Genomic DNA, 25,333 nt, shown 5'->3' with positions numbered 1-25,333 from the left:
GGCCGCCGTACCGACCACTGCCGCCCCCGCCTCCTCCTCGACGCCGTCGGGGAGCGCCCCGTACGGGACCGCGTACGGGCCCGGGCCCGGCCCGGATGGTCCGAACGGCCCGGGTGGCCCGAACGGTCCCGGTGACTGGGGTCCTGCGCCGGCGTCGTCGGGCCGCGGAGGTGCCCGCCGGGGTGTCGTGCTCGGCGTCGTCGGGGTGATCGGCGTGGCCGCCGTGGGTGGCGGCGCCTTCGCCTACGCGGCGTACTTCGCCACGGGGCCGCAGGCCGCCGAGGCCCTCCCCGCCTCGACCCTCCTCTACGTCGGCGTCGACCTCGACCCGAGCGGGCGGCAGAAGCTCGAGGCCCTGGAGATGCTGGAGAAGTTCCCGGCCTTCGACGACGTGTCCGACGAGCTCGACCTCGACTCGGAGTCCGACCTGCGCCGCACCTTCTTCGACGAGGTCATCGCGACGTCGGGGTGCGACGACCTCGCGTTCGACGACATCGACTCCTGGCTGGGCGACCGGTTCGGCGCGGCGGTCGTCGCGAACGACGACGACCCCAACGCACCGGAGGCCGGTGGCGACGCCGTCGTGATCCTCCAGGTCACCGACGCCGACGCGGCCTCGGCGGGCATGGAGGAGATCAAGGACTGCAGCGGGGCCGCGCAGATGGGCTGGGCGGCGGAGGGCGGCTGGATGGTCGTCACCGACGACGTCGAGTCCGCGACTGCCGTGCTCGACGCCGCCGCGGAGAACCCGCTCACCGACGACGAGACCTACCAGCGCTGGACCGGTGCGTCCGGCGACGCGGGCATCCTCAGCATGTACGCCGCTCCCGCCGCCGGAGGAGTGCTCGCCGACCAGCTCGACGCCGACGGCGCGTTCGACCCGGCCGAGTTCGGCGGTTCGGACGAGGCGGCCGAGGCGGTGCGCACTGCCGTCGAGGACTTCGAGGGCGCTGCCCTGACGCTCCGCTTCGCCGATGCCGGTCTCGAGCTGGAGATGGCCACCCAGGCGCAGTTCGGCGACACCGACCTCCTCACCCGGGGCACGGCCGGCGACCTGGCCGCGTCGCTGCCGGACGACACGACGGGCGTCGTCGCCCTCGGCCTGGCCGACGGCTGGTACGACACGCTCCTCGACACCGCCTCCACCTTCGGTGTGCCCGACGACGAGATCGACGACGCGGTGGCGCAGGTCGAGGACGAGACGGGTCTGAGCCTCCCCGAGGACGCCGAGGCCCTGCTCGGCGACGGCGCCGCGTTCGTGGCGGGCGGCGACCTCGACGTCGACGCCATCGCCGACGCGGAGTCCTTCGAGGACCTTCCCTTCGGCGTGAAGCTGCTCGGGGTCGAGGGCGACGAGGTGCAGGACCTCGTCGACTCGCTGCTCGACGCGTCCGGAGCACCGAGCGACGTCGACCCGGAGGTGGCCGACGGTGACGGCACCGCCGGGGTCGCGACCACGCCGGAGCACGCGGAGTCCCTCGCCGAGGACGGCGACCTCGGTGGCTCGGACGTCTTCGCCGACGTGGTGCCCGAGACCGACGACGTGCACTCGCTGCTGTTCGTCGACTTCAACGCCGGCGACTGGCTCGAGTCCCTCGCCCGGGACCTCGGCGGCGACGAGCTGGCCGAGAACGCGGAGCCGCTGGCGGGCCTCGGCCTCTCCACGCGGATCGACGAGGGCGACGGGGTGGCGCGCACCCTGCTGCGCATCACCACCGACTGAGCCGGCCGACTCGGCCGGCCCGGCCAGTCCGGTCAGCTCGGTCAGTCCGTGCGGGCCACGGCCGCGACGACCGCGCCGGTGACGGCGACCAGGTCGTCGGGCCGCAGCTCGAGGTCCAGCCCGCGGCGGCCGCCGGAGCAGAACACGGTCGGGTGGCCGAGCGCGCTCTCGTCGACGACGGTGCGCAGCCGGCGCCGCTGTCCGACGGGGGAGATGCCGCCGACGACGTACCCGGTCGCCCGCTCGGCCGCGGCGGGCTCGGCCATCCGCGCCCGCCGACCGCCGAGCGCGGTGGCGACGGCCTTGAGGTCCAGTCGCCCGGCGACCGGGACGACCCCGACGCAGAGCTCGCCGTCGAGGTCGACCAGCAGCGTCTTGAGCACCCGCTCGGGCGCGAGCCCCAGCGCCGCGACGGCCTCGTCGCCGTACGACGTGGTGGCGGGGTCGTGGGTGTAGGGGTGGAGCTCGAACCACGTGCCGGCGGCGGTGAGCGCGACGGTCGCGGGGGTCCCGCCGCGCCCGGCCCCCTTGCCCGCGGCGGCCCTGCGGGCCATCAGTTCGGGGACCAGCCGGTGCGGTTGAGCCGCGTGGCCGGCAGCGACGGGATGACGTTCATGGCCTGCAGCTCGGAGGCGAAGAGGTCGCCGAGCAGCACGAGGCGCTCGGTGGTGTCGTCGGTCTCGAGCAGCCGCTGGCGGTCGGGCAGGGGGAGCGGGGCCACGGCCGACATGGCCCACGAGAGGTACGTCGGGTCGCGCGGCAGCTCGCCCGAGAGCACGTCGCCGCGCAGCTGCGCCACGACGGTCTGGTAGGCGGTGAAGAGCGCGGAGGTGCGGTCGACGGCCGCGCCGACCACCGGCAGGCCCGCGGCCGGCTCCTCGTCGAGGAGCACGACGTCGCCGACGGGGAAGGTGCCGCTCGGGTCGAGACGGTCGAGCCGGATGCGGTCGCGGCAGACGGCGACGACGTCGAACGTGCCGTCCTCGTGGGCCTCGACCTCGGTGAGCTGGAGCCGGCAGCCGACGCGCTGGAGCGACTGGTTGCCGTGGTCGCCGACCTCGTAGCCCTCACGGATCGCCACCGAGCCGAAGACGCGCAGGGCGGGGTCGGGCTCGCGCAGCAGGTGGTGCACCAGGGCGCGGTAGCGGTCCTCGAAGACGTGCAGCGGGACCGTCAGGCCGGGGAAGAGCACGGAGCCGAGGGGGAACATCGGCAGCTGCAGGGGCGCCGGTCCCTCACCCGGCAGGGCGCCGTCGTCGGGGGACTCGTCGGCTGGTCCGTCCGCGGCGCTCACACCGGCGAGCCTAGGGCATGGGCCCCGCCCACCTGACGGCCGCGATGACGGGGCCGTCGGCGCCGACACCTAGAATCGCGGGCATGATCCGTCGCATCGACCTGCGCGGAGCCGCCCCCGGCTCCCTCGACTACCGCGCCGTGGTTCCCCGCGCCGACTTCGACGTCGAGGCCGCCGTACCGGCGGTGCAGTCGATCTGCGACGCGGTCCGCGAGCGGGGCGTCGAGGCCGTCCTCGAGCTGTCGGCGAAGTTCGACGGCGTCGAGCTCGACGACATCCGTGTGCCGGCCGGCGCGACCACCGCGGCCCTCGAGCAGCTCGACCCCGCGATCCGGGCCGGGCTCGAGGAGTCGATCGCCCGCCTGCGGGTGACGAGCGCCGCCGAGCTCGAGTCCGACGTCGTGAGCGACCTGGCGCCCGGCGCCCGGGTGACCCACCGCAAGGTGGCGGTCGACCGGGTCGGCCTCTACGTGCCCGGCGGTCTCGCGCCGCTCGTGTCGAGCGTCCTGATGAACGTCGTGCCCGCCCAGACCGCCGGCGTGCCGTCGATCGCGCTCGCGAGCCCGCCCCAGAAGGCGTTCGGCGGCTCCGTGCACCCGACGATCCTGGCCGCCTGCGCGCTGCTCGGCGTCGACGAGGTCTACGCGGTGGGCGGTGCCCAGGCGATCGCGATGTTCGCGTACGGCGCGGGCCCCTGCCGCCAGGTCGACCTCGTGACCGGGCCGGGCAACGTGTACGTCGCTGCCGCGAAGCGTCTCGTGCGCGGCACGGTCGGCATCGACTCCGAGGCCGGGCCCACCGAGATCGCCATCCTCGCCGACGACACGGCCGACGCGGCGTTCGTCGCGGCCGACCTCGTCAGCCAGGCCGAGCACGACCCGCTGGCCGGCGCCGTGCTGGTGACGCCGAGCGAGCGCCTGGCCGCTGCCGTCGACGTCGAGCTCGACACGCAGGTCGGCGCCGCCCGCCACGAGGAGCGCATCCGCACGGCGCTCACGGGGCGCCAGTCCGGCACCGTGCTCGTCGACGACCTCGAGCAGGGCCTCGACGTCGTCAACGCCTACGCCGCCGAGCACCTCGAGATCCACACGGCCGACGCCGCGTCCTGGGCGGGGCGCGTCCGCAACGCCGGGGCGATCTTCGTGGGCTCCTACGCGCCCGTGAGCCTCGGCGACTACTGCGCCGGCTCCAACCACGTGCTGCCCACCGGCGGGTGCGCCTGCCACTCGTCCGGTCTCTCGGTCCGGGCGTTCACCAGGTCGATCCACGTCGTGGAGTACAGCCGCGACGGCCTGGCCGACGTGGCCGACCACGTGGTCACCCTCGCCGAGGCGGAGGACCTGCCGGGCCACGGCACGGCCGTGAAGGTGCGGTTCGCATGACCTTCCCGCCCCTGCGCGACGAGCTGGCGGGCATCGCGCCGTACGGCGCCCCGCAGATGTCGACCGACGACGTGCCGGTCCAGCTCAACGTGAACGAGAACCCCTACGGCCCCTCGGCGGCCTGCGTGGCCGACATCGCCGCCGCGGTCGCCGAGGCGGCCACGACGCTCAACCGCTACCCGGACCGTGAGTTCACGGCCCTGCGCACCGAGCTCGCGGCGTACCTCTCGCGCGACGTCCCGGCCGACGCCCCGGTCCTCCCCGCCCAGGTGTGGGCGGCGAACGGGTCCAACGAGGTCATGCTGCAGCTGCTGCAGGCCTTCGGCGGTCCCGGCCGCACCGCCCTGAGCTTCGCGCCCACCTACTCCATGTACCCGGAGTACGCCCGCGACACGAGCACCACCTGGGTGGCCGGGCGACGCGAGACCGACTTCTCGCTCGACCTCGACGCCGCCCGCGCCCTGGTCGCCGAGCACCGGCCGAGCGTCGTGCTGCTGCCCAGCCCCAACAACCCGACGGGCACGGCGCTCCCGCCCGAGGCCGTCGGGGCGCTCTGCGCCGCGGTGGCCGAGCACGACGGTCTGCTCGTCGTCGACGAGGCGTACGGCGAGTTCCGGCGGGCCGGGGTGCCGAGCGCGCTCGAGCTGCTCCCGACCCACCGCAACCTCGTCGTCACCCGCACGATGAGCAAGGCGTTCGCCCTCGCGGGCGCCCGGCTCGGGTACCTCGCCGCCGACCCGGCGATCACGGACGCGATCCGCGTCGTGCGGCTGCCGTACCACCTCTCCGCGGTCACCCAGGCGACCGCGCTGGCCGCGCTGCGCCACGCGCCCGAGCTGCTCGGCAACGTCGCCTCGCTGCGGGCGGAGCGCGACGCGCTCGTCACGTGGCTCACCGAGGAGGGCCACGAGGTCGCCGCGTCCGACGCCAACTTCGTCCTCTTCGGGCGCTTCGCCGACCGCCACGCCGTCTGGCAGGGCCTGGTCGACCGCGGCGTCCTGATCCGCGAGACCGGCCCCGAGGGCTGGCTGCGGGTCTCCGTCGGCACGCCCGACGAGATGGCCGCGTTCCGCGACGCGCTGTCGGTCGTGGCGAAGGACGCACCGCGCCTCGTCGACGCCTCCACCCCGATCCTCCCCACCACCCCGACCACCCCGAAGGAGCCCGGCGCATGAGCCGTACGGCGAAGCTCGAGCGCACCACGAGCGAGTCCAAGATCGTCGTCGAGATCGACATCGACGGCTCCGGTCGCCACGACATCTCCACCGGCGTCGGCTTCTACGACCACATGCTCACCGCGTTTGCCCGGCACGCGCTGCTCGACCTGACGGTGCGCGCCGAGGGCGACACCTGGATCGACGCCCACCACACGGTGGAGGACACGGCGATCGTCCTGGGCCAGGCGATCCGCCAGGCGCTGGGCGACAAGGCGGGCACGCGACGCTTCGGCGACGCGACGGTGCCGCTCGACGAGGCGCTCGTCCAGGCGGTCGTCGACATCTCCGGCCGTCCCTACTGCGTCCACACGGGCGAGCCCGAGGGCCAGGTCTACGTGCAGCTGGGCGGCTCCGGGGTGGCCTACCTCGGGTCGCTGACGAAGCACGTCTTCGAGACCATCGCGTTCCACGCCCACCTCGCGCTGCACGTGCGCGTCCTGGCGGGCCGCGAGCCGCACCACATCGTGGAGACCCAGTTCAAGGCCTTCGCCCGGGCGTTCCGCGACGCGGTGGCGATCGACCCGCGCGAGACCGGGGTGCCCTCCACCAAGGGCACGCTGTGACCGAGACGCCCGGCGCCCCTGCGGGCCGTCCCACCGTCGTCGTCCTCGACTACGGCTCGGGCAACCTGCGCTCCGCCGTGCGGGCGGTCGAGCGCGCGGGCGCCGACGTCGTGCTGACCAGCGACAAGCAGGCGGCGATGGACGCCGACGGCCTGCTCGTCCCCGGGGTCGGCGCCTACGCGGCCTGCATGTCCGGCCTCCGGGCGGTGAAGGGCCACGAGATCATCGGCCGGCGCCTGGCCGGCGGTCGTCCGGTGCTCGGCATCTGCGTGGGCATGCAGATCCTGTTCGCCCGGGGCATCGAGCACGGCGTCGAGACCGACGGCTGCGACGAGTGGCCCGGGGTCGTCGAGCGCCTCGAGGCGCCCGTCGTCCCCCACATGGGCTGGAACACCGTGGAGGCCCCGGAGGGCTCCCAGCTGTTCGCGGGCATCGAGGGCGAGCGCTTCTACTTCGTGCACTCGTACGGCGTGCGCCGTTGGGAGCTCGAGACCAACAACCGCACCAAGGCACCGCTCGTCACCTGGGCCGAGCACGGCGGCGACCGCTTCGTGGCCGCCGTCGAGAACGGTCCGCTGTGGGCGACCCAGTTCCACCCGGAGAAGTCCGGCGACGCCGGCGCGGCCCTGCTGCGCAACTGGGTGGCGACGCTGCCCGTCGCCGTCCGGGCCTGATCCGCCGGGTCGCCGCCCGGCCGACCCGCACCCCGCACCACCCCGTCGATCGAGGAGAACCGCCCGCATGTCGTCGTACCTGGAGCTGCTGCCCGCCGTGGACATCGCGGGAGGTCAGGCCGTCCAGCTCGTGCAGGGCGTGTCCGGCTCCGAGAAGCGCTTCGGCGACCCGGTCGAGGCCGCGCTGCGCTGGCAGGAGGCGGGCGCCGAGTGGCTGCACCTCGTCGACCTCGACGCCGCCTTCGGCCGCGGCGACAACCGGGCGCTGCAGGCGGAGATCGTCGGCACGCTCGACATCAAGGTCGAGATGAGCGGCGGCATCCGCGACGACGAGTCGCTGCGGGCGGCGATGGACGCGGGCTGCCGTCGCGTCAACATCGGCACCGCGGCCATCGAGAACCCGGAGTGGTGCGCGCGGGCGATCGCGACGTACGGCGACCGGGTCGCGGTCGGCCTCGACGTGCGCGGACGCACCCTGGCCGCGCGCGGCTGGACCCGCGAGGGCGGCGACCTCTACGACGTCCTCACCCGTCTCGACGCCGAGGGCTGCGCCCGGTACGTCGTCACCGACGTCAACAAGGACGGCATGCTCCAGGGCCCGAACCTCGACCTCCTGCGCGACGTCTGCGCCGCCACCGACCGCCCCGTCGTGGCGTCGGGCGGCATCACGGAGCTCGCCGACCTCGAGGCGCTCCAGGGCCTCGTCCCCGACGGGGTCGAGGGCGCGATCATCGGCACGGCGCTCTACGAGGGTCGCTTCACGCTAGCCGACGCGCTCGCGCTGACGCTGCCGACGGGCGCCTGAGCCGTGTCGCTGGCGGTGCGTGTCATCCCGTGCCTCGACGTCGACGGCGGCCGGGTGGTCAAGGGCATCAACTTCCGCGAGCTCCGCGACGCGGGCGACCCGGTCGAGCTGGCCCGCACGTACGACGCGGAGGGCGCCGACGAGCTGACCTTCCTCGACATCTCGGCCTCCCACGAGGGCCGCGCGACGACGATGGAGATCGTCTCGGCCACGGCCGAGCAGGTGTTCATCCCGCTCACCGTGGGCGGCGGCGTCTCGTCGGTCGCCGACGTCGACCGGCTGCTGCGCGCCGGCGCCGACAAGGTGGCCGTCAACACCGCCGCGATCCGTCGCCCCGAGCTGGTAGCCGAGATCGCCGACCGCTTCGGCAACCAGGTGCTGGTGCTCTCGGTCGACGCGCGCCGCGTCCCGGCGGACGGCCCGGGCACGGCGTCGGGCTTCGAGGTGACGACGCACGGCGGACGCCGCTCCGCGGGGATCGACGCGATCGAGTGGGCGGTGCGTGCCGCCGAGCTGGGCGCGGGCGAGATCCTGCTCAACGCCATGGACGCCGACGGCACCCAGGACGGGTTCGACCTCGAGCTGCTGCGCGCCGTACGACGTGAGGTGACCGTGCCGGTGATCGCGTCCGGGGGAGCCGGAGCGGTCGAGCACTTCGCCCCCGCCGTCGAGGCGGGCGCCGACGCCGTGCTCGCCGCGACGGTGTTCCACTTCGGCACGCTGCGCATCCGCGACGTGAAGGGCGCGCTCGCCGACGCCGGTCGCCCCGTGCGTCGCTAGCCCGGCGTCAGTAGCCGCGCGTCGCGTTCTGCAGCCGGCGCACGGCGAGATCGGGGCCGGTGACCTCGAGGTCGCGCACCTGCTCGCGGCCCAGGAGGAACAGCAGGATCTCCAGCGGTGCGGCCGTCACCACGGCGGGACCGACGCCGCCGCGGATGGTCGCCCGCGCCCCGGTCCGGGCGTCGACGGCCACCAGCGGCGCGCCGACCTTGCGTGCCGCGACCTTGCCGAACGGGCGCACGAGGCGCCACACGGCGTCCTGGGTGGCGTCGTCGAGCGGCCGCGGCTCCCAGTCGTGCTGCGCGCGACGGACGTCCTCGTGGTGCACGAGCAGCTCGACCGTGTTGCCGAGCCGGTCGAGGGGCCCGACGGCCGCCCACGTGAGCCGCGGTCGCCGCAGCTGGTCGACCAGGAGCGGCAGGTCGGCGCGCGCCCATCGCCGGGTGACGCGCCGCGTGACCGGCGCCAGCGGCGGGAGCATCACGCCGGCCGCGGCCAGCGGGTTGCGCTCCCGCACGAGGAGGTGCACGACGAGGTCCTTGACGGTCCAGTCGCCGCAGAGCGTGGGGGCACCCGGCCCGAGCTCGAGGGCCAGACCGGCGAGCGCCTCGCGCTCGGCGCGGGCGAGGGAGGGGGAGGACGGCACGTCCCGACCCTACGGGGTGGTCGGCAGCGGTGCCGGGGAGGACGGGTGGGCAGGAATCGGGGAATGTCGGTGGCCTCTTCTAGGTTGGATCTCCGTCCCCGACCACCCTCCCCGGCCTCCGGCCACGACCACCTCGAGGAGCCCGACCGCGTGTCGACGAAGACCGAAGCCCGCCGCTCACCGACGATGGCGGGCCTGCGCGTGCTCGGCGTGGCGATCCGGCGCGAGCCGTGGGTCTTCGCCGTCTCCGCGCTCGGCAGCGTGCTCTTCGGCGCGCTGACCGTCGCCGACGCGTGGGTGCTGGGCTGGGCCACCGACCACGTCGTGCTGCCCGCCTTCGACACGGGCGAGGTCGGCGCGGGCGCGCTCTGGGCGGTGGTGGGGCTCTTCGTCGGCGTCGCGATCCTGCGGGCGGTCGGCATCGTCGCCCGTCGGCTCGGCGCGGGGATCATGCAGTACCGCATGGAGGCGCACTACCGCCGCGCGGTGACGCGGCAGTACCTGACGCTGCCCATGGAGTGGCACCACCGCCACCCGACGGGCGTCCTGCTCTCGAACGCGAACTCCGACGTGCAGGCGGCGTGGACGCCGGTCGCGCCGCTGCCGATGGCGGTGGGCACCATCGCGATGATGGTGATCGCGATCGCGCAGATGCTGCTCACCGACCTCGTGCTCGCCGTGATCGGACTGCTCGTCTTCCCGGCGGTCATCGTCGTCAACCTCTACTTCCAGCGGCTCACGTCACCGCTGATGACGCGGGTGCAGGAGCTGCGCGGCGAGGTCAGCGAGATCGCGCACGAGTCCTTCGACGGCGCCATGGTCGTCAAGACGCTGGGCCGCGAGGAGGAGGAGACGGCACGCTTCGCCGAGCGCACGCGCGAGCTGCGCGACGTCGCGATCCGCGCGGGTCGCATGCGGGCCGCCTTCGACCCGGCGCTCAACGCGCTGCCGAACATCGGCGTCCTGCTGGTGCTGGTGGTCGGCACCGCCCGCGTGCTCGACGGCACCACCGAGGCGGGCTCGGTCGTGACGATCGCCTACCTGTTGACGATCGTCGCCTTCCCGATCCGCTCGATCGGCTGGCTGCTGGGCGACCTGCCGCGCAGCGTCGTCGGCTACGACCGCGTCCACCGCGTCCTCGACGAGGAGGGCGGTCTCGTGTACGGCGAGGAGCGCCTCCGCCCGGGCGGCGCCGCCGGCGCGGCCCGGGAGCGCCGCGGCGCCCGGCTCGAGGTCGACCACGTGCGCTTCGGCTACGGGCCGGCGAGCCGCGTGCTCGACGACGTCGACTTCGAGGTCCAGCCGGGCCGCACGGTCGCCGTGGTCGGTCCGACGGCGTCGGGCAAGAGCACGCTCACCAGCCTCCTCACGCGTCTGGTCGACCCGCAGGCCGGCGGCGTCCGGGTCGACGGGGTCGACCTGCGCGAGCTGGCCTACGGCGCGCTGGCCGAGGCCGTCACCGTCGTGCCCCAGACCGCCTTCCTCTTCGACGACACCGTGCGCGGCAACGTCGCGCTCGGCGCCGACGTGAGCGACGACGAGGTGTGGGAGGCCCTGCGCGTCGCCCAGGCCGACACCTTCGTCCGACGCCTGGCCCACGGCCTCGACACCGAGCTGGGGGAGCGCGGCACCACGTTGTCCGGCGGCCAGCGCCAGCGGCTCTCGCTCGCCCGGGCCCTGGTGCGCCGGCCGCGGCTGCTGGTGCTCGACGACGCCACCTCGGCCGTCGACCCCGAGGTGGAGGCACGCATCCTGGGCGGCCTGCGCGAGGCCGGCGACGGCACGACGCTCGTGGTCGTCGCCTACCGCAAGGCCACGATCGGGCTGGCCGACGAGGTCGTCTACCTCGACCACGGCCGCGTCGTCGACCGCGGCACCCACGCCGACCTGCTGCGCCGCAACCCGGCGTACGCGGGGCTCGTCAACGCCTACGAGAACGCCGCCGACGACGCGGGTGCCCCGGTCGCCGCCGCCGCTGTCGACCCGGTGGTCCCCGTCCCGGGCGAGGCGGTCATCGCGGGCTCCGAGACCACCAACGACGAGGAGGCCGGGCGATGAGCACGACCACCGAGGCCACCGACCTGCAGGACGACGGCACCCTCGAGCCGGGCCGCGGTGGCGAGCGCGGACGCGCCGTCACGGCCGTGGTCTCCGGCGAGGAGATCGGGGCGATCGAGACGATCCGCCGGGGCGTGGGCTACTCGCCCGAGCTGCGCAAGGGGGTGGGCGTCACGCTCCTGCTGGCCGTCGTCGCCACCTTCGGCCAGGTGGTCGTGCCGGTCGCGGTGCAGCAGACGCTCGACCGCGGCATCAACGGCCCGGACGGTCCGGACGTGCCCTTCACGATGCTCATGGGCGCGTTGGCCGCACTGGCCGTGCTCGTCACGGGCATCGCGTCGTACTTCATGACCGCGCGGCTGTTCTTCGCCGCCGAGAGCGGCCTGGCGACCCTGCGCACCAAGGCGTTCCGGCACGTGCACGACCTGCCGCTCGGCACGCAGGACACCGAGCGGCGCGGCTCGCTCGTCTCCCGCGTCACGAGCGACATCGACCAGGTCAGCCAGTTCATCGTGTTCGGCGGCGTGCTGTTCGTGGTGAGCATCGGCCAGATCCTCGTGGCCACGGTCGTGATGGCGATCTACAGCTGGCAGCTCACGATCGTGGTCTGGGTCTGCTTCCTGCCCCTGTTCGCGTCGCTGCGCTACTTCCAGCGCAAGCTGTCGGCCGCGTACGGCGTCGTGCGTCGCCAGGTGGGCGTCATGCTCTCCGCGATCGCCGAGCCGGTGGTCGGTGCCGCCGTGGTGCGCTCCTACGCCGTCGAGGCCCGCACGCAGAGCCGCATCGACGGGGCGATCGACCGCTACCGCGGGGCCAGCGTCCGGGCCCAGGGCTTCACCGCCTTCTCCTTCTCCCTCGGCGGCATCTCGGCCGGGCTCGCGAACGCGGGCGTGATCGTCGTCGGCGTGTGGCTCGGGCTGGCGGGCGACATCACGGCGGGCGGCATCCTCGCCTTCGCGTTCCTCGTCACGCTCTTCGTCGGCCCGGTGCAGATGGGCACGCAGATCCTCACCGACGCCCAGAACGCGATCGCCGGGTGGCGGCGCGTGATCGGCCTGCTCGACACGCCCGCCGAGCTCGTCGACCCGGGCGAGGCCGGCGTCGACCTCCCCGACCGTGCGGTCGACGTCGAGCTCGACGGGGTGTGGTTCTCCTACCCCGGGGGCGAGCCCGTGCTCAGCGACGTGTCCCTGAGGTGGCCGGCCGGTCGCCGCGTGGCGATCGTCGGCGAGACCGGCTCCGGCAAGTCCACGGTCGCGAAGCTGCTGACCCGCCTGATGGACCCGACGCACGGCTCCATCCGGCTCGACGGCACCGATCTGCGCGACATCCGCGGCCGGTCGCTGCGCCGCAAGGTCGTGCTGGTGCCGCAGGAGGGGTTCCTCTTCGACGACACGCTGCTGGCGAACGTCCGGTACGGCGACCTCGACGCCGGCGAGGCGGAGGTCCTGGCCGCGGCGGCCGAGATCGGGCTGGACGACTGGCTCGCCCAGCTGCCGGACGGGGTGCACACCGAGGTCGGCCAGCGCGGCGAGTCGCTCTCCGCGGGGGAGCGGCAGCTGGTGGCGCTCCTGCGGGCCCACCTCGCCGACCCCGACCTGCTCGTGCTCGACGAGGCGACGAGCTCGGTCGACCCCGCGCTCGAGATGAGGATCGCCCGCGCTCTGGAGCGCCTGATGGACGGCCGCACGTCGGTCACCATCGCCCACCGGCTCTCGACGGCCGAGAACGCCGACGAGGTCGTCGTCGTCGACGCCGGCCGCGTCGTGCAGCAGGGCTCGCACGACGAGCTGGTGGCCCAGGCCGGCAGCGTGTACGCGGGGCTGCACTCCTCGTGGGTCGCGCAGCAGGGCACGACCGCGTGAGCGCGCCGACGACCGCCCGCGATACTGGAGGGGTGAGCAGCCTCGACCCCGCCATCGCCGCCCGCCTCAAGCGCTCCGTCGACGGTCTCGTGCCGGCGATCGTGCAGCAGCACGACACGGGCGAGGTGCTGATGCTCGGCTGGATGGACGACGAGGCCCTCGCCCGCACCCTCGCGACGGGGCGCGCGACCTACTGGTCCCGCTCGCGCCAGGAGTACTGGGTGAAGGGCGCCACGTCGGGCCACCACCAGTGGGTGAAGGAGGTGCGGCTCGACTGCGACGCCGACACCCTGCTGCTGAAGGTCGACCAGGTCGGGGCCGCCTGCCACACCGGTGACCGCACCTGCTTCGACGCCGACCTCCTGCCGACGTCGTGACCACGCCCGCGCACGACCCCGCGCACGACCCCGAGAGCGACCCCGTCAGCGGCCCGGTGAGCGAGCCGGCGAGCGAGCCGGGCACCGGGCCCGCACGTCCCAGCCGGCGCCGTACGTTCGGCCCGGTCGTCCTGGTGGGCCTCGCGTCCTCCGGGCTCGCGGTGCTGGCGTCCACGCGGCCCTGGGTGAGCGTCGAGGGCGGAGCCGGACAGGTGGCCGGCATCGGTCCCGCGGGCATGGCGACGACGACCGACATCGGGGAGTCGCCGCTGGCGGCGGCGCTGAGCCTCGTGCTGCTGGCCACGTGGGGCGTCGTGCTGGTGACCCGGGGCTGGTTCCGGCGCGTGCTGGCCGGCCTCGGCGCGGTCACCGCGCTCGGCCTGGTCGCGGTCGTCGTGACCGGCGCCGTCTCGCTGCCCGACAGCGTCGCCGAGGAGGTGGCGGTCCCGGGGGCCGACACCCCGGACCCCACCTACACCGTCTGGCTCCTCGTCGCCGGGGTCGCTGCCGTCCTGGCCGTCGCGGCCTGCGTGGCGGCCGTCCGGCTGGCGCCGTCCTGGCCCGAGATGGGCACGAGGTACGACGCGCCCACGGGCGACGCGACCCCCGCGCCGCAGGGGCCGGCGACCTCGCTCGACCTGTGGCGCTCCATCGACGACGGCGACGACCCGACCCGCTGACCCCCGGGCCCGGGGGCGTGGAGCCCCACCTAGACTGGACCTCGGCCGCTCGTCCACCACGCGGCCGCCGTACGACCCCGACCTGCTGCGCCCGAGGAGCCCCCGCATGTCCAACAATCACGGCAACACCCCCGCGGCCTGGACGGGCGTCTCCGTCTCGATGCTCGGCTTCGTGGTGGGCGGCATCGCGCTGATGCTCGACCCCATCAACCTGCCGCTGTTCTACGTCGGCCTGGCCCTGGCGGCCGGCGCGTTCCTCGTGTTCCTCGTGATGGCCAAGATGGGCCTGCACGAGGAGAAGCACTGACGTCCGTGTCCGTCCTCGACGACATCATCGTCGGCGTCCGCGACGACCTGGCGCGGCGTGAGTCGGCGCTCGGCCTGACCGAGCTGACCGCCCGGCTCGGTGACATCGAGCCCGCCCGCGACCCGATGCCGGCCTTCCGGGCCCCGGGTGCGAGCGTCATCTCCGAGGTCAAGCGACGCAGCCCCAGCAAGGGCGACCTGGCGGAGATCCCCGACCCGACGGTGCTCGCGGCGTCGTACGCCGCGGGGGGCGCGGCCGCGATCAGCGTGCTGACGGAGGAGCGTCGTTTCGGCGGGTCCCTGGCCGACCTCGTCGCCGTCCGGGCGGCCGTCGACACCCCGCTGCTGCGCAAGGACTTCGTGGTCGAGAGCTACCAGCTCGTCGAGGCCCGGGTGGCCGGCGCCGACCTGGTGCTCCTCATCGTCGCCGCCCTCGACGACGCCACCCTGCACCGCCTGCACGACGAGGCCCGCGCGCTGGGCCTGACGGTGCTCGTCGAGGTGCACGACGAGGCCGAGACGGAGCGGGCGGTGGCGCTCGGCGCCGAGCTCGTCGGCGTCAACGCCCGCAACCTCAAGACCCTCGCGGTCGACCCCGACGCGTTCTCCCGGCTCGCGCCGCTCGTGCCCGCCGACCGGGTGCTCGTCGCGGAGTCGGGCATCACCGGCGTCGGCGACGTCGAGCGGTACGTCGGCGAGGGCGCCCGCGCCGTGCTCGTCGGCGAGGCGCTCGTCAAGGACGGCGACCCCGAGGGCGCCGTCCGCGCGATGAGCGCGATCGGCACCACCCCCACCCCCTCCACCACCACGACCGGAGCCGCACGATGAACGGACGCTTCGACGCCGACGACCTGGGCTACTTCGGGGAGGGCGGCCAGTGGGGCGGCCGGTTCATGCCGGAGGCCCTCGTCGCCGCGCTGGACGAGCTGACCGTCGCGTGGCACGAGGCCACCGCCGACCCGTCCTTCATGGGCGAGTTCGAGGCGATCCTGCGCGACTACGCGAACCTCCCCAGCCCCCTCTACGAGGCCACCCGGCTCTCCGAGCAGGTGGGCTGCAAGATCCTGCTCAAGCGCGAGGACCTGAACCACACCGGCGCCCACAAGATCCGCAACGTGCTCGGCCAGGCGCTGCTGACCAAGCGCATGGGCAAGAAGCGCGTCATCGCCGAGACCGGCGCCGGCCAGCACGGCGTGGCCAGCGCGACGGCGGCCGCGTACTTCGGTCTCGACTGCACCGTCTACATGGGGGCGGTCGACACCCGGCGCCAGGCGCTCAACGTGGCGCGCATGCAGCTGCTGGGCGCGACCGTCGTGCCCGTCGAGTCCGGCAGCGCGACGCTCAAGGACGCCATCAACGAGGCCATGCGCGACTGGGTCGCCAGCGTCGACCACACGGCGTACCTCTTCGGCACCGCGGCGGGGCCCCACCCGTTCCCGAGCATGGTGCGCGACTTCTGCCGCGGCATCGGCGACGAGGCCCGCGCCCAGGTGCTCGAGCGCTACGGCCGGCTGCCGGACGCCATCACGGCCTGCGTCGGCGGTGGCTCCAACGCGATCGGGCTCTTCCAGGCGTTCCTGGAGGACGACGAGGTCGCCGTCCACGGGTTCGAGCCCGGCGGCGACGGGGTCGAGACCGGGCGCCATGCCGCGACGATCACGGCCGGCGAGGCCGGCGTGCTGCACGGCGCGCGCACCTACCTGCTGCAGGACGACGACGGCCAGACCGTCGAGTCGCACTCCATCTCGGCGGGCCTCGACTACCCGGGCGTGGGTCCCCAGCACGCCCACCTGGCCCACAGCGGACGGGCGACCTACACGCCCGTCACCGACGCGGCCGCGATGGACGCCATGGCCCTGCTGGCCCGCACCGAGGGCATCATCTGCGCGATCGAGTCGGCCCACGCCGTCGCCGGGTCGCTCGACCTGGCCCGCGAGCTCGCGGCCACGAAGGGTCCCGACGCCCTCGTGCTCGTGAACCTCTCGGGCCGCGGTGACAAGGACATGGGCACGGCCATCGAGTGGTTCGGTCTCGGCGACGCCGACCGTGGCACCCCGGAGGCGGTCGAGCAGGTCGCGGACCACGTCGAGGAGCGTCTCGAGGACGGTCCCGGCCTCCGCGACGGCCAGCTCGGCGCGTCGGCGGGAGCGGGCTCGTGACCGTCGCCCCCGCCTTCGCCCGGGCCCGCGAGGAGGGCCGCGCCGCGCTGGTCGGCTACCTGCCCGCCGGCTTCCCCGACGTCCCCGGTGCCGTCGACGCGCTCCGCGTCATGGTCGACGCCGGCTGCGACGTCATCGAGGTGGGGATGCCCTACAGCGACCCCGTCATGGACGGTCCGACGATCCAGGCAGCCGCCCAGCAGGCGCTCGAGAACGGGTGCCGCACGTCCGACGTGCTCCGCACCGTGGAGGCGGTCGCCGCCACGGGCGTGCCGACCGTCGTCATGACCTACTGGAACCCCGTGGAGCGGTACGGCGTGGAGCGCTTCGCCGCCGACCTCGCGAACGCCGGGGGAGCGGGCCTCATCACCCCCGACATCACGCCCGACTACGGCGCCGAGTGGATCGCCGCGGCCGACGCCCACGACCTCGACAAGATCTTCCTCGTCGCGCCCTCCTCGACCGACGAGCGCGTCGCGCTGACGACGCAGGCGTCGCGCGGGTTCGTCTACGCGACCGCCGTCATGGGCGTCACGGGCGCGCGCACGACCACCAGCGACCTCGCCGGTCCGCTCGTCGCCCGCGTCCGGGCGACGACCGACCTGCCGATCGGGGTCGGTCTCGGGGTCAGCAACGGCGACCAGGCGGCCGAGGTGGGTGCCTACGCCGACGGCGTGATCGTCGGCTCGGCCTTCGTCCGCGCTCTGCTCGACGCGGGCACCGACCGCGCCGCGGGGCTCGCCGCCCTGCGCACGCTCACCGCCGACCTCGCGGACGGCGTGCGGCGGGTGGCGGCCCCCCGTGGCTGACCGGACCCGCCCGGTGGCCCGCCACCGTCGGTCGCTCCGCGCGCTGGCGGTGACGCTCGCTGCGAGCGCCGTCCTGACCGCGTGCGGCGGCCGGGCCGAACCGCTGAACCCGATGGTGAACTCCGAGATCAGCTCGGACTCCATGTACGGCCAGGTGCTCGACGAGGAGCCCTACGTCGTCCCCGACGTCACGCTCACCAGCACCGAGCCGGGGGAGCCCGACTTCTCGCTCACGGAGAGCACCGACGCCGACCTCACGCTGGTGTTCTTCGGCTACACGAACTGTCCCGACATCTGCCAGATGGTGATGGCGAACGTGGCCAACGCGCTCACCCGGCTCGACGACGCCCAGCGTGACCGCGTCCAGGTGCTGTTCGTGACCACCGACCCGGCCCGCGACGACGTCGCGACGCTGCGCAGCTACCTGGAGCGGTTCGACCCCTCCTTCGTGGGGCTCACCGGCGACCTCGCCACGCTGCAGGAGGCCGCCGCCGGCTTCGCCGTCTACTTCGAGGACGGCCAGCGGCTGGCGAGCGGCGGGTACGACGTCACCCACAGCGACCAGGTGAACGGGATGGACGCCGACGACACGGTGCCGATCCTCTGGCTGCGCGACACCTCGCCGTACGAGCTGGCGACCGACCTCGACACCCTGCTCTCCCGCGACGCCTCCTGACCGTCCATGATGGGCGTCATGCTCACGGCCCTCCTCGGCTCCGCCGCCCTGATCCCGTTGTCGATCCCGAGCCCCTCGGAGGGTGTCTGGAACATCGGCCCGCTGCCGATCCGGGGCTACGCGCTCTGCATCATCGCCGGCGTCATCCTCGCCGTCTGGATCGGTGAGCGCCGCTGGGTGGCGCGCGGCGGCACGTACGGCGACGTCCAGGACATCGCGATCTGGGCGGTCCCGTTCGGCCTCGTCGGTGCCCGCGCCTACCACGTGGCGACCGACTGGGAGCTCTACTTCGGTGAGGGCCGACGACCGATCGAGGCGCTCTACCTGTGGAACGGCGGCCTCGGCATCTGGGGCGCGATCGCGCTCGGCGCGGTCGGCGCGTGGATCGGCGCCCGCCGCAAGGGCGTGAAGTTCCTCCCGCTGGCCGACGCCCTCGCCCCGGGCATCCTCGTCGCGCAGGCGGCGGGCCGCTGGGGCAACTGGTTCAACCAGGAGCTCTTCGGCAAGCCCACCGACCAGCCCTGGGGCCTCGAGATCGACCCCGAGTTCCGCCCCGCCGGCTACGTGGAGTTCTCGACCTTCCACCCGACGTTCCTCTACGAGTGCCTCTGGAACCTCGCGGCGTTCGCGATCATCATCGCCCTCGACCGGCGCTTCCGGCTGGGCCACGGTCGCGTGCTGGCGCTCTACGTCGCCTTCTACACCGCGGGCCGCGGCTGGAACGAGATGCTGCGCATCGACGACGTGCAGCTCAACGACGTGCTCGGCCTGCGCTTCAACGTGTGGACCTCGATCCTGCTGTTCGCGGCCGCGGCGGTCTACCTCGTCGTCACCCGCGGCCGGGGCCGCGAGGAGCAGGTGTACGTCGACGGCGCGCCGGCCCTGCTGGCCCGCGCCGAGGCCGAGAAGGACGCGGAGGCCGCCGACGCGAGCACCGACGAGACCCCGGCGGGGACCGCCCGCGGGACCGACGAGGGCGGGAAGAAGTCCGGCGCCGCGGCCGTCACGGCGGACGACGGGGCGGGCGTCGTGGACGTCGACGAGAAGGTCGACCGCGAGCGCGACTGAGCGTCGCCAGCAGGCCAGGATCGCCGACCTGTTCACGTGGACGCAATGGTCGGCGTCCGAGTTTTCCCAGTGGTAACCTCAGCGCCTGCAGGGCCAACGTCGTCCCTTCCCGATGGGCCGTCGGTCACGCAGACTCGCGAGGGAGCGATCCCCGCGACTCGTGCGGCCGCCGCGACCACCACAGCTCCATCACCCGTCCGGCTCACCGCGCGTGTGCCGGGCCCCGACGACGGGAGACGCATCCGTGCCCTCTTCGCACGCGATCCCCGAGGCCCAAGGGCTTTACGACCCCCGGTTCGAGCACGACGCGTGTGGCGTCGCCTTCGTGGCCACGATGTCCGGCGTTGCCAGCCACGACATCGTCGCGAAGGCGCTCCAGGCGCTGCGCAACCTCGACCACCGCGGCGCTGCCGGCGCCGAGCCGAACTCCGGCGACGGTGCCGGCATCCTGCTCCAGGTGCCCGACGCGTTCCTCCGGGCGGTGGCCGGCTTCGACCTGCCGGCCGCCGGTGCGTACGCCGTGGGCACGGGCTTCCTGCCCGGCGACGACGAGCACGTCGCCAAGACGCGCACGAAGATCGAGGAGGTCGCCGTCGAGGAGGGCCTCACGGTCCTCGGGTGGCGCGACGTCCCGATCGTCCCGGAGATCCTCGGCTCGATGGCGCTCGGCGTCATGCCGACCTTCAGCCAGCTCTTCGTCGCCCCGACCGCCGACGCGGTCGCCGGCCTCGACCTCGAGCGCCTGGCCTTCGTGCTGCGCAAGCGCGCCGAGCGCGAGACGGACGCCTACTTCCCGTCGCTGTCGTCCCGCACGCTCGTCTACAAGGGAATGCTGACGACCGACCAGCTCGACCACTTCTTCCCCGACCTCGTCGACGAGCGCATGGCCTCGGCGATCGGCGTCGTGCACTCGCGGTTCTCGACGAACACGTTCCCGAGCTGGCCCCTGGCCCACCCGTTCCGCTTCATCGCGCACAACGGCGAGATCAACACGGTCATGGGCAACCGCAACTGGATGCGTGCCCGCGAGGCCCTGCTCGCCTCCGACGCGATCAGCGGCGACCTCGACCGGATCTTCCCGATCTGCACGCCCGGCGCCTCGGACTCGGCGTCCTTCGACGAGGTGCTCGAGCTGCTGCACCTCGGTGGCCGCTCGCTGCCGCACTCCGTGCTGATGATGATCCCGGAGGCCTGGGAGAACCACGGCGAGATGGACGACGCCCGCCGCGCGTTCTACGAGTTCCACTCCACGATGATGGAGCCCTGGGACGGCCCCGCCTGCGTCGTCTTCACCGACGGCACCCAGATCGGCGCCACGCTCGACCGCAACGGTCTGCGTCCCTCGCGCTTCTGGGTCACCGACGACGGTCTCGTCGTGCTGGCCTCCGAGGTCGGCGTGCTCGACATCGACCCGGCCACGATCGTGCGCAAGGGCCGTCTGCAGCCCGGCAAGATGTTCCTCGTCGACACCGCGGAGCACCGCATCGTCGAGGACGAGGAGATCAAGTCCGCCCTCGCCGCGGAGCACCCGTACGGCGAGTGGCTCGACGGCGGCCTGCTGCACCTCGCGGACGTGCCGGAGCGCGAGCACATCGTGCACACCCACGCCTCGGTCACCCGCCGCCAGCAGATCTTCGGCTACACCGAGGAGGAGCTGCGCGTCCTCCTGACGCCCATGGCCAACACGGGCGCCGAGCCGATCGGCTCGATGGGCACCGACACGCCCATCGCCGCGCTGAGCGACAAGCCGCGGATGCTGTTCGACTACTTCTCGCAGCTGTTCGCGCAGGTCACGAACCCGCCGCTCGACGCGATCCGCGAGGAGCTGGTCACGTCGCTCAACGGGTCGATCGGCCCGGAGGGCAACCTGCTCTCGCCCGGCCCCGACTCGTGCCGCCAGGTCGTGCTGCCCTTCCCGGTCGTCGACAACGACGAGCTGGCGAAGATCCGCCACATCAACCGTGACGGCGACATGCCGGGCTTCGGCGTGCACGTCGCGCGCGGCCTGTACGACGTCGAGGGCGGCGGCGACGCCATGGCGGCGCGCATCGACGAGATCTGCGCCGAGGTCAGCGCGTCCATCGCCGAGGGTGCCCGCATCATCGTGCTCTCGGACCGCCACTCCACGCGCGAGCTCGCCCCCATCCCGTCGCTGCTGCTGACGGGTGCGGTGCACCACCACCTCGTGCGCGAGAAGACCCGCACCCAGGTCGGCCTCCTCGTCGAGGCCGGCGACGTCCGCGAGGTCCACCACGTGGCCCTCCTCGTCGGGTACGGCGCCGCGGCGGTCAACCCCTACCTGGCGATGGAGTCCGTCGAGGACCTCGCCCGCGCGGGCTACTACGTCAAGGCCGAGCCCGAGCAGGCCGTCAAGAACCTGGTGAAGTCGCTGGGCAAGGGCGTCCTCAAGGTCATGAGCAAGATCGGTGTGTCGACGGTCGCGTCGTACACGGGTGCGCAGATCTTCGAGGCCGTCGGCCTCTCGCAGGCCGTCGTCGACCGCTACTTCACGGGCACGACGTCGAAGCTCGGCGGCATCGAGATCGACACCATCGCGGAGGAGGTCGCGCGGCGCCACGCCACGGCGTACCCGCGGGCCGGCATCGCCCCGTCGCACCGCGAGCTCTCCATCGGCGGCGAGTACCAGTGGCGTCGCGAGGGCGAGCCGCACCTCTTCGACCCCGAGACCGTCTTCCGCCTCCAGCACGCCACACGCGCCGGTCGCTACGACGTCTTCAAGCAGTACACGAGCCGCGTCGACGAGCAGTCCGAGCGCCTCATGACGCTGCGCGGGCTCTTCCGGTTCAAGGACGGCGAGGCCACCGGCCGCCAGCCGATCCCGGTCGACGAGGTCGAGCCGGTCTCGGAGATCGTCAAGCGGTTCTCCACCGGCGCCATGTCCTACGGGTCCATCTCGCAGGAGGCGCACGAGACCCTCGCGATCGCCATGAACCGGCTGGGCGGCAAGTCCAACACCGGTGAGGGCGGCGAGGACGCCGAGCGGCTCCACGACCCCGAGCGCCGCAGCTCGATCAAGCAGGTGGCCTCCGGCCGCTTCGGCGTCACGAGCGAGTACCTGACGAACGCCGACGACATCCAGATCAAGATGGCGCAAGGCGCGAAGCCCGGCGAGGGCGGTCAGCTGCCCGGCCACAAGGTCTACCCGTGGGTGGCCAAGACCCGGCACTCGACGCCGGGCGTGGGCCTCATCTCGCCGCCGCCGCACCACGACATCTACTCGATCGAGGACCTGGCGCAGCTGATCCACGACCTCAAGAACGCCAACCCGAGCGCCCGCATCCACGTGAAGCTGGTCTCCGAGGTCGGCGTCGGCACGGTCGCGACGGGCGTCTCCAAGGCGCACGCCGACGTCGTGCTGATCTCCGGCCACGACGGCGGCACGGGCGCGTCGCCGCTGACGTCGCTCAAGCACGCCGGCGGTCCGTGGGAGCTCGGGCTCGCCGAGGCGCAGCAGACGCTGCTGCTCAACGGCCTGCGCGACCGCATCGTCGTCCAGACCGACGGTCAGCTGAAGACCGGCCGCGACGTCGTCATCGCCGCCCTCCTGGGCGCCGAGGAGTTCGGCTTCGCGACCGCGCCGCTCGTCGTCTCGGGCTGCATCATGATGCGGGTCTGCCACCTCGACACCTGCCCCGTGGGCGTCGCGACGCAGAACCCGGTCCTGCGCGAGCGCTTCAGCGGCAAGGCGGAGTACGTCGTCAACTACTTCACCTACATCGCCGAGGAGGTGCGGGAGTACCTGGCGCAGCTGGGCTTCCGCAGCATCGAGGAGGCCGTGGGCCAGGTCGGCACGCTCGACGTCGAGCGTGCGGTCGGCCACTGGAAGGCGGCGGGCCTCGACCTGACGCCGATCCTCCACGTGCCCGACACGTCGGCCTTCCCCGACCAGGCGCTGCGCTGCGTCGGCACCCAGGACCACGGCCTCGACAAGGCGCTCGACAACGAGCTCATCGAGATCGCGCGCCCGGCGCTCGAGAACGGCGAGCCCGTGCGGGCCCAGGTCAAGATCCGCAACGTGAACCGCACGGTCGGCACGATGCTCGGCCACGAGGTGACGAAGCGCTACCGCGGCGAGGGCCTGCCCGAGGGCACGATCGACATCACGTTCACGGGCTCCGCGGGCCAGTCCTTCGGCGCGTTCCTGCCGAAGGGCGTCACGCTGCGGCTCGAGGGCGACGGCAACGACTACGTCGGCAAGGGCCTCTCGGGCGGCCGGGTCGTCATCCGCCCGGACCGCGCGGCGACGTTCCGCTCCGACGAGCAGATCATCGCGGGCAACACGATCGCGTACGGCGCGACCTCCGGCACCGTCCACATCCGTGGCGGCGTGGGGGAGCGGTGCTGCGTGCGCAACTCCGGTGCGGTCGTGGTGACCGAGGGCGTGGGCGACCACGCCTGCGAGTACATGACCGGCGGTCGGGTGATCGTGCTCGGCAAGACGGGCCGCAACTTCGCGGCGGGCATGTCGGGCGGCATCGCCTGGGTGCTCGACCTGAAGCCGTGGCGCGTCAACGCCGAGCTCGTCGACCTCCGCCCCGTCGAGGGCGACGCCGTCGAGGAGCTGCACGACCACGTGCGGGCCTTCTTCGAGGAGACCGGGTCCGAGGTCGCCGAGCAGCTGCTCGCCGACTGGCCGGCCTCGGTGGCCCGCTTCACCGAGGTCATGCCTCGCGACTACAAGCGGGTGCTGGACGCCCGCGCCCAGGCGGCGGCCGACGGTCTCGACCAGGAGCAGACGGACGCCCGGATCATGGAGGTGCTGCATGGCTGACCCGAAGGGCTTCCTCAAGGAGAGCCGCCAGGTCGCGTCCCGACGCCCCGTCGAGGAGCGCGTGAACGACTGGAACGAGGTCTACCCGAACGGGATCGGCCGCGCGCTGCTCCCGATCATCACGCCCCAGGCCGGGCGCTGCATGGACTGCGGCATCCCGTTCTGCCACCAGGGCTGCCCGCTCGGCAACATCATCCCCGAGTGGAACGACCTGGTCTGGCGCGACGACTGGGAGGCGGCGATCGAGCGGCTCCACGCGACCAACAACTTCCCGGAGTTCACGGGCCGGCTCTGCCCGGCGCCGTGCGAGACGGCCTGCGTCCTGGGCATCAACCAGGACCCGGTGACCATCAAGAACGTCGAGGTCTCGATCATCGACCGCGCCTGGGAGTCCGGCTTCGTGAAGCCGCAGCCCCCGGAGTGGCTCTCGGGCAAGACCGTCGCCGTCATCGGCTCCGGCCCGGCGGGCCTCGCCGCGGCCCAGCAGCTGACGCGCGCCGGCCACACGGTCGCCGTGTACGAGCGCTCCGACCGCATCGGCGGCCTGCTGCGCTACGGCATCCCCGAGTTCAAGATGGAGAAGCAGCACGTCGACCGCCGCCTCGACCAGATGCGGCGCGAGGGCACGGTGTTCCGCACGGGCGTGAACGTCGGCACCGACATCACGGGCGACCAGCTGCGGGCGCGGTACGACGCCGTGGTCATCGCCACCGGGTCGACCATCCCGCGCGACCTGGCGGCCACCGGGCGCGAGCTCGGCGGCATCCACCAGGCGATGGACTTCCTTCCGCAGGCCAACCGCGTCGCGGTGGGCGAGAGCGTGGAGGGCCAGATCCGGGCGGACGGCAAGAACGTCGTCATCATCGGTGGCGGCGACACGGGGGCCGACTGCCTCGGTACGTCGATCCGCCAGGGCGCCGCGTCCATCACGCAGCTCGAGATCATGCCGCAGCCCGGCGAGGCGCGTCCCGCGGCGCAGCCCTGGCCGACGTACCCCATGCTGTTCCGCGTCTCCTCGGCCCACGAGGAGGGCGGCGACCGCGTGTACGGCGTCTCCACCAAGGAGTTCCTGGGCGACGAGGACGGCAACGTCCGTGCGCTGCGCCTGGTGGACGTGACGTTCGAGGGTGGCAAGGTCGTCGAGGTCGAGGGCACCGAGCGCGACCTCCCGGCCGAGCTCGTGCTCTTCGCGATGGGCTTCACGGGCCCGGAGACCGACTCGGTCGTCCACCAGCTCGAGCTCGAGCTGGACGAGCGCAACAACGTCAAGCGCGACGAGACCTACCGCACCTCGCAGGAGGGCGTGTTCGCCGCCGGCGACGCCGGTCGCGGGCAGTCGCTCATCGTGTGGGCGATCGCCGAGGGCCGGGCGGCCGCAGCCGCGGTGGACGAGTACCTCACGGGCTCGACCACGCTGCCCGTGCCGATCAAGTCGACCGAGCGCCCGCTCGTCGTCTGA

The 25,333-nt window shown here is 73.4% G+C and carries 22 protein-coding genes; 19 read left to right on the top strand and 3 right to left on the bottom strand.

From position 1 onward, the window contains the following. Positions 1-187 precede the first annotated feature (187 nt). Positions 188-1,723 carry a hypothetical protein gene (locus tag K329_RS0115090; protein WP_028473701.1) on the top strand — a complete coding sequence of 512 codons (1,536 nt, stop codon included), beginning with the start codon at positions 188-190 and terminating at the stop codon, positions 1,721-1,723. A 41-nt stretch (positions 1,724-1,764) separates the two neighbouring features. Here the strand turns inward: K329_RS0115090 and ybaK are convergent, their stop codons facing one another. Continuing rightward, positions 1,765-2,277: a Cys-tRNA(Pro) deacylase gene (ybaK, locus tag K329_RS0115085; RefSeq protein ID WP_028473700.1), complete on the bottom strand. Its 513-nt coding sequence runs from the start codon at positions 2,275-2,277 to the stop codon at positions 1,765-1,767. After that, positions 2,277-3,017 (bottom strand): LON peptidase substrate-binding domain-containing protein, encoded by a 741-nt coding sequence (locus tag K329_RS0115080; protein WP_245596571.1) that lies wholly within the window; start codon positions 3,015-3,017, stop codon positions 2,277-2,279. Before K329_RS0115080 ends, ybaK begins: the two co-directional genes overlap by 1 nt. 83 nt (positions 3,018-3,100) lie before the next feature. On the opposite strand from K329_RS0115080, the gene hisD reads away from it, so the two are divergent. The 6 genes from hisD to hisF all read left to right on the top strand — a co-directional run bounded on the left by hisD (position 3,101) and on the right by hisF (position 8,438). After that, positions 3,101-4,399, top strand: coding sequence for a histidinol dehydrogenase (hisD, locus tag K329_RS0115075; protein WP_028473698.1), 1,299 nt, complete (start codon positions 3,101-3,103; stop codon positions 4,397-4,399). Further along, positions 4,396-5,574, top strand: a complete 1,179-nt coding sequence (locus K329_RS27110; protein WP_084541327.1) for a histidinol-phosphate transaminase — start codon at positions 4,396-4,398, stop codon at positions 5,572-5,574. Before hisD ends, K329_RS27110 begins: the two co-directional genes overlap by 4 nt. Further along, positions 5,571-6,179 (top strand): imidazoleglycerol-phosphate dehydratase HisB, encoded by a 609-nt coding sequence (gene hisB, locus K329_RS0115065; RefSeq protein WP_028473697.1) that lies wholly within the window; start codon positions 5,571-5,573, stop codon positions 6,177-6,179. The genes K329_RS27110 and hisB overlap by 4 nt, the downstream gene beginning before the upstream one ends. Continuing rightward, positions 6,176-6,853, top strand: coding sequence for an imidazole glycerol phosphate synthase subunit HisH (gene hisH, locus K329_RS0115060; protein WP_028473696.1), 678 nt, complete (start codon positions 6,176-6,178; stop codon positions 6,851-6,853). The genes hisB and hisH overlap by 4 nt, the downstream gene beginning before the upstream one ends. Positions 6,854-6,920: 67 nt before the next feature. Further along, entirely contained in the window at positions 6,921-7,658 is a 738-nt protein-coding gene (gene priA, locus K329_RS0115055) for a bifunctional 1-(5-phosphoribosyl)-5-((5-phosphoribosylamino)methylideneamino)imidazole-4-carboxamide isomerase/phosphoribosylanthranilate isomerase PriA (RefSeq protein WP_028473695.1), read from the top strand. Between the two features lie 3 nt (positions 7,659-7,661). Beyond that, on the top strand, positions 7,662-8,438 hold the full coding sequence (gene hisF, locus K329_RS0115050) for an imidazole glycerol phosphate synthase subunit HisF (RefSeq protein ID WP_028473694.1): 777 nt from the start codon (positions 7,662-7,664) through the stop codon (positions 8,436-8,438). A gap of 7 nt (positions 8,439-8,445) precedes the next feature. Here hisF and K329_RS0115045 read toward each other — a convergent pair whose 3' ends face one another. After that, complete coding sequence (locus K329_RS0115045; protein WP_028473693.1) at positions 8,446-9,084, bottom strand: TIGR03085 family metal-binding protein; 639 nt, start codon at positions 9,082-9,084, stop codon at positions 8,446-8,448. A 150-nt stretch (positions 9,085-9,234) separates the two neighbouring features. On the opposite strand from K329_RS0115045, the gene K329_RS27105 reads away from it, so the two are divergent. From K329_RS27105 to K329_RS0114985, 12 genes are all read left to right on the top strand, one after another. After that, positions 9,235-11,142, top strand: a complete 1,908-nt coding sequence (locus tag K329_RS27105; protein ID WP_342665409.1) for an ABC transporter ATP-binding protein — start codon at positions 9,235-9,237, stop codon at positions 11,140-11,142. Next, positions 11,139-13,007 carry an ABC transporter ATP-binding protein gene (locus K329_RS0115035; RefSeq protein WP_043643759.1) on the top strand — a complete coding sequence of 623 codons (1,869 nt, stop codon included), beginning with the start codon at positions 11,139-11,141 and terminating at the stop codon, positions 13,005-13,007. Before K329_RS27105 ends, K329_RS0115035 begins: the two co-directional genes overlap by 4 nt. A gap of 32 nt (positions 13,008-13,039) precedes the next feature. Further along, a complete protein-coding gene (gene hisI, locus K329_RS0115030; RefSeq protein ID WP_028473691.1) occupies positions 13,040-13,384 on the top strand; it encodes a phosphoribosyl-AMP cyclohydrolase in 345 nt (114 codons plus the stop codon). Continuing rightward, positions 13,381-14,064, top strand: a complete 684-nt coding sequence (locus K329_RS29680; protein WP_052336943.1) for a Trp biosynthesis-associated membrane protein — start codon at positions 13,381-13,383, stop codon at positions 14,062-14,064. The genes hisI and K329_RS29680 overlap by 4 nt, the downstream gene beginning before the upstream one ends. A gap of 106 nt (positions 14,065-14,170) precedes the next feature. Next, complete coding sequence (locus K329_RS0115020; RefSeq protein WP_028473690.1) at positions 14,171-14,371, top strand: HGxxPAAW family protein; 201 nt, start codon at positions 14,171-14,173, stop codon at positions 14,369-14,371. A gap of 5 nt (positions 14,372-14,376) precedes the next feature. After that, positions 14,377-15,198, top strand: a complete 822-nt coding sequence (gene trpC / locus K329_RS0115015; RefSeq protein WP_028473689.1) for an indole-3-glycerol phosphate synthase TrpC — start codon at positions 14,377-14,379, stop codon at positions 15,196-15,198. Next, entirely contained in the window at positions 15,195-16,529 is a 1,335-nt protein-coding gene (gene trpB / locus K329_RS27090) for a tryptophan synthase subunit beta (RefSeq protein ID WP_084541325.1), read from the top strand. Before trpC ends, trpB begins: the two co-directional genes overlap by 4 nt. Continuing rightward, positions 16,526-17,338: a tryptophan synthase subunit alpha gene (gene trpA, locus K329_RS0115005; protein ID WP_028473688.1), complete on the top strand. Its 813-nt coding sequence runs from the start codon at positions 16,526-16,528 to the stop codon at positions 17,336-17,338. The genes trpB and trpA overlap by 4 nt, the downstream gene beginning before the upstream one ends. Further along, a complete protein-coding gene (locus tag K329_RS0115000; RefSeq protein WP_245596570.1) occupies positions 17,331-18,014 on the top strand; it encodes an SCO family protein in 684 nt (227 codons plus the stop codon). Before trpA ends, K329_RS0115000 begins: the two co-directional genes overlap by 8 nt. An 18-nt stretch (positions 18,015-18,032) precedes the next feature. Continuing rightward, positions 18,033-19,082 carry a prolipoprotein diacylglyceryl transferase gene (gene lgt / locus K329_RS27085; RefSeq protein ID WP_052336958.1) on the top strand — a complete coding sequence of 350 codons (1,050 nt, stop codon included), beginning with the start codon at positions 18,033-18,035 and terminating at the stop codon, positions 19,080-19,082. 244 nt (positions 19,083-19,326) lie between these two features. Beyond that, a complete protein-coding gene (gene gltB / locus K329_RS0114990) occupies positions 19,327-23,874 on the top strand; it encodes a glutamate synthase large subunit (protein WP_028473686.1) in 4,548 nt (1,515 codons plus the stop codon). Continuing rightward, positions 23,867-25,333 (top strand): glutamate synthase subunit beta, encoded by a 1,467-nt coding sequence (locus K329_RS0114985; RefSeq protein WP_028473685.1) that lies wholly within the window; start codon positions 23,867-23,869, stop codon positions 25,331-25,333. The genes gltB and K329_RS0114985 overlap by 8 nt, the downstream gene beginning before the upstream one ends.

The sequence above is a fragment of the Nocardioides alkalitolerans DSM 16699 genome (assembly GCF_000426525.1).
Taxonomy (GTDB): Bacteria; Actinomycetota; Actinomycetes; order Propionibacteriales; family Nocardioidaceae; genus Nocardioides; species Nocardioides alkalitolerans.
The sequence above is the reverse complement of the archived record's forward strand: the minus strand, read 5'-3'. Positions and strand labels throughout refer to the sequence as shown.

Excerpts from the sequence above, each read along its gene's own strand:
- ybaK (WP_028473700.1), bottom strand. The coding sequence starts at position 2,277 with ATGGCCCGCAGGGCCGCCGCGGGCAAGGGGGCCGGGCGCGGCGGGACC.
- hisD (WP_028473698.1), top strand. The coding sequence starts at position 3,101 with ATGATCCGTCGCATCGACCTGCGCGGAGCCGCCCCCGGCTCCCTCGAC.
- K329_RS27110 (WP_084541327.1), top strand. The coding sequence starts at position 4,396 with ATGACCTTCCCGCCCCTGCGCGACGAGCTGGCGGGCATCGCGCCGTAC.
- hisB (WP_028473697.1), top strand. The coding sequence starts at position 5,571 with ATGAGCCGTACGGCGAAGCTCGAGCGCACCACGAGCGAGTCCAAGATC.
- priA (WP_028473695.1), top strand. The coding sequence starts at position 6,921 with ATGTCGTCGTACCTGGAGCTGCTGCCCGCCGTGGACATCGCGGGAGGT.
- K329_RS0115035 (WP_043643759.1), top strand. The coding sequence starts at position 11,139 with ATGAGCACGACCACCGAGGCCACCGACCTGCAGGACGACGGCACCCTC.
- K329_RS0115020 (WP_028473690.1), top strand. The coding sequence starts at position 14,171 with ATGTCCAACAATCACGGCAACACCCCCGCGGCCTGGACGGGCGTCTCC.
- trpB (WP_084541325.1), top strand. The coding sequence starts at position 15,195 with ATGAACGGACGCTTCGACGCCGACGACCTGGGCTACTTCGGGGAGGGC.
- lgt (WP_052336958.1), top strand. The coding sequence starts at position 18,033 with ATGCTCACGGCCCTCCTCGGCTCCGCCGCCCTGATCCCGTTGTCGATC.
- K329_RS0114985 (WP_028473685.1), top strand. The coding sequence starts at position 23,867 with ATGGCTGACCCGAAGGGCTTCCTCAAGGAGAGCCGCCAGGTCGCGTCC.